Genomic DNA, 4,477 nt, shown 5'->3' with positions numbered 1-4,477 from the left:
ACCGAGAAACAGGTACTAAGATCCCGATGAAGCGTGACCTGCAACGGTTCTTGCGAGAGACGCTGAGCGGCGTCCTGGGAACCGATCTGGCCACCAGCTCCGACAGTGTTGCCCTCGTGGAGCTGGGGCTCGACTCGATCAGCTGCGCCGTGTGGCTGCGCGAGGTCAACCAAACCTTCGGGCTTTCCCTCACTGTGGCCGAGGTATGCGGTCACCCCACGTTCGGCGAGCTGGCCGCCCTCATCCAGGGCGCCATGGGAGATCTGATGAGTGTCACGAGCCCTCGGTCTTCGGCTGCCCAGGTGGCCTCGTACCTGCGGCAGAGCCTGGCCGACGAGCTGGAGCTCGCGGAGCCGGACATCGACGACGACGCGCCGTTCGTCGAGCTGGGCCTGGACTCCATCACCGGCGTCACCTGGACCCGCAAGCTGAACACGCACTTCCAGCTGTCGCTCTCCGCGACGCAGGTCTACAGCCACCCGACGATTGCCGAACTGGCCGAGCATCTGGTGGAATGCCTGGGCGGTACGGGTACGCCGACGGCGGCCGAGGAGGCCGCGGCCCCGGCCCCCACTCCCACCTCGGCCCCCGCTCCCGCCCCGGAGTCCGCGCACGAGGGCGGCGCTGGTGACGAAGAGCGTGCCGTGCTCGCCTCCTGGCTACGCGCGAGCCTCGCCAAGGAGCTGGAACTGGACGAGGCCGACCTCGACGACGAGACGCCGTTCGTCGAGCTGGGCCTGGACTCCATCACCGGCGTCACCTGGACGCGGTCCATCAACACCCGCCTTGAGCTGTCGCTCTCGGCGACCACGGTGTACGGCCACCCGACCGTCGCCGCACTTGCCGCGTACCTCGCGGACGAGCAGCGGGCGGCGCTACCGGCCGAGCCGGCGGTGGTCGACGTGCCGGTGGTCGAGGCGACCGTCGAGCCGGAGCCGGAGCCGGAGCCCGAACCCGTACGCGTATCCGCACCGGCACCCGCCCCCGCCCCCGCTTCCACTCTCACCCCCCGCCCGGCCGTCGGCCTCGTCGACATCGCCGTCGTCGGGATGTCCGGCGCCTTCCCCAAGGCGGAGAACCTGGACGAGTTCTGGCGGAACATCGTCGAGGGGCGCGACTGCGTCTCCGAGGTGCCCGACTCGCGGTGGTCCGTCGAGACGTTCTACGACGAGCGGCCCGGCACGCCCGGCAAGTCGTACAGCAAGTGGATGGGCGTGCTGGAGCACGCCGACCGCTTCGACCCGCTGTTCTTCGGCATCTCGCCCGGCGAGGCGGAGTACATGGACCCGCAGCAGCGGGTGCTGCTGCAGGAGAGCTGGCGGTGCGTCGAGGAGGCCGGGTACAACCCGGAGGCCCTCTCCGGCACCCAGTGCGGTGTCTTCGTCGGCTGCTCGGTCAACGGCTACGGCGGACGGCTCGACGAGACCGAGCTGAGCGCCCATCAGAACCTCGGCAGCAACAGCGCGATCCTGGCCAGCCGGATCTCCTACACCCTGAACCTCAAGGGGCCCTGCCTGTCGATCGACACCTCGTGCTCGTCGTCGCTGGTGGCGATCGCCGCCGCCTGCGACAGCCTGGTGCTCGGCGACAGCGACACGGCGCTGGCGGGCGGTGTCTGGGTCATCCCCGGCCCCGGCGTCCACGTGGCGATGAGCCAGTTGCGCGCGCTCTCCCCGGACGGCCGCTGCCACGCCTTTGATGAGGGCGCCAACGGGTTCGTCCCGGCCGAGGGCGTCGGCGTCCTGCTGCTCAAGCGGCTCACCGACGCGCAGGCCCACGGCGACCGCATCCACGCCGTGATCAAGGGCTGGGGCGTCAACCAGGACGGCAGGTCCAACGGCATCACCGCCCCCAACGCCGAGGCACAGACCCAGCTCCAGCGGCGGGTGTACGACAGGTTCGGCATCGACCCGGCGGACATCCGGCTCGTCGAGGCGCACGGCACGGGCACCGCGCTCGGCGACCCGGTGGAGATCGACGGCCTGGCCGGGAGCTTCGGCGCGCACACCGAGGAGCGCGGCTACTGCGCGATCGGCTCGGTCAAGAGCAACATCGGCCACAGCGCCTGCGCCGCCGGAGTCGCCAGCACCCTCAAGGCCGTGCTCGCCCTCAAGCACAGGACGCTGCCGCCGACGATCCAGTACGACCGGCTCAACGAGCACATCGACTTGAGCGGCACCCCGTTCTACGTCAACACCGAGGTGCGCGACTGGCCGGAGCGCGCTGCCAACGCCCGTATGGCGGCGGTGAGTTCATTCGGCTACAGCGGCACCAACGCCCATCTCGTGGTCGCCGAGGCCCCGCCGGTCGCCGTAGCGGCCGACGAGCCGGGTGACCGGCTGATCACCCTGTCCGCACGCACCGCCGACCAGCTCGACCGGCAGGCACGGCAGCTCCTCGCACACCTGGACGCCGACCCGGCGCAGAGCCTGCGCGCGCTGAGCCACACGCTGCTGCTCGGCCGCAAGCACTTCCGCCACCGCCTCGCCCTGGTCGCCGGCGCGCCCGGCGACGTGGCCCGCGCCCTGCGTACCTGGCTGGAGACCGGTGCTGATCCGTCGGTCCGCACCGGCGACCGCAAGCCGGAGCGCACGGTGGGCAACCGGTCGACCGTGCCCACGAGCGCGTCCGACGAGCTGGACCGGCGCCACCTGGAATCGCTCGCCGAGGAGTACGTACAGGGGCGCACCCCGTCGTTCGGCGCGCTCTTCGAGGCGGGCCGCCCGGCCCGGACCTCACTGCCGACGTACCCGTTCGCGACGGACTCGTACTGGCTCGCGGGCCCCACCGTCGAACCGGCCCGCGACGCCGCTCCGGTGGCCGGTGAGCCGCTGTGGCTGGAACCGCGCTGGGAGCCCGCGCGGCCGTCCGCCGCCGCGGCCGTCCCCGGCGAACACACCGTCTGGCTTGTCGGAGACGGCATCGACGACACCCTCGCGGACGCGGTGCGCGACCGGCTGCCCCGCGCCACCACCGTACGGACGCTCACGACCGGCGCCGACACCCTCGACGCGGACTACCTGCGGCTGACCCGCTCGCTCCTCGCCGACGTGCGGGGCCGCGGCGCGGCCTGCGAGGGCCTGCTCCAGGTGGTCGTGGCGGGATCGGGGGAGTCCCGCGTGCTCGCGGGCGTCTCCGGGCTGCTGCGCACCGTGAGCCTGGAGCACCCCCGGCTGCGCACGCAGTGCGTGGAGTCGGCGGATCCGCTGTCGGCCGACGCCCTGGCCCGGCTCGTCGGCGAGTGCGCGGGCGACGGTTACGAGCCGGAGGTACGCCAGGCCGATGGTGTGCGTCTGGTGCGTCGCCTGGCCGAACTGCCCTCCGCTCAAGGTGCGTTGGCCACGCCGTGGCGTGCCGGCGGCGTGTATCTGATCACCGGTGGTCTCGGTGGGCTCGGCCTCGCCCTCGCCCGCGAGATCGCCGAAAGCATCGGCGAGGGCACGCTCGTCCTCGTCGGCCGCTCCGCCCCTGACGCGGCCGCCCGCCGCACCCTCGCCGCCCTGGCCCGGCCGGGCGTGACCGTCACGTACGAGCGGGCCGACATCGCCGACCGTGCCGTCGTGGACGCGCTCGTCGGCGAGGTGGTTGCGCGCCACGGTGCGATCCACGGCATCGTGCACTGCGCGGGCGTGCTGCGGGACGGGCTGGTCGCCGGGAAGGCGGACGACGACGTACGGGCCGTGCTCGCGCCCAAGGTCGCTGGCCTCGTCCACCTCGACGAGGCCACCCGGGACCAGCCGCTCGACCTGCTGCTCTCCTTCTCGTCCACGGTGGCCGCGCTCGGCAACCCCGGGCAGGCCGACTACGCCGCGGCCAACGGTTTCCTCGACGCGTATGCCGCCCACCGCAACGAACTGGCCGCCCAGGGACGCCGATCCGGCCGCGCCATGAGCATCGGCTGGCCGCTGTGGGCGGACGGTGGGATGCATCTGGATACGGCCGGGCTCGACCGGCTGGCTCAGCTCGGGGTCGCCCCGCTGGCCACCCGTGACGGCCTGGGCGCCCTGGACGCGGCCATCGCCTCGGGCCGGGAGCGGACGCTGGTCCTGTGCGGCGACCGCGAGCGACTGCTGGCGCGGCTCTCGGCGCTGATCACCACGGCAACGGAGCCGCAGCCGCAGTCGGCGAGCGGACCGACGCCGTCGGAGTGGGAGGAGCTGCTCGTCGCCGAGATGTCCGCCCAGCTCAAGGTCCCCGTCGAAGAGATCGACGCGGATGGTGAGTTGGGGGAGTACGGGTTTGATTCGATCAGTTTGACCGAGTTGGCGAACCGGCTGAACGAGCGGCACGGTCTGGGCCTGGCCCCCACCGTGTTCTTCGAGTACGCGACACCGCGCCGCTTGGCGGAACACCTGGCGGCACAGGGGCACACGGCTGCGGCCTCGGCCGCCTCCCCGGCCGACGTCGATCTCCTGGCCGTGACCCACGACGTCCTGGTCGCCGAGATGTCCGCCCAGCTCAACGTGCCCATCGAAGA

Annotated in this window: 1 protein-coding gene (running past one end of the window); it reads left to right on the top strand. The window is 72.3% G+C overall.

The window, feature by feature from the left end; translation table 11 throughout:
- Window positions 1-26 precede the first annotated feature (26 nt).
- Window positions 27-4,477, top strand: the beginning of a protein-coding gene (locus BG418_RS39730) for an SDR family NAD(P)-dependent oxidoreductase (RefSeq protein ID WP_223184546.1). 9,286 nt of this gene lie beyond the right edge of the window; the window shows 4,451 of its 13,737 coding nt (coding positions 1-4,451); its start codon is at window positions 27-29; its stop codon lies beyond the right edge, outside the window.

The organism is Streptomyces sp. CBMA152, assembly GCF_014596475.1.
Taxonomy (GTDB): Bacteria; Actinomycetota; Actinomycetes; order Streptomycetales; family Streptomycetaceae; genus Streptomyces.
This window is presented reverse-complemented; position numbering and strand designations above follow the sequence as displayed.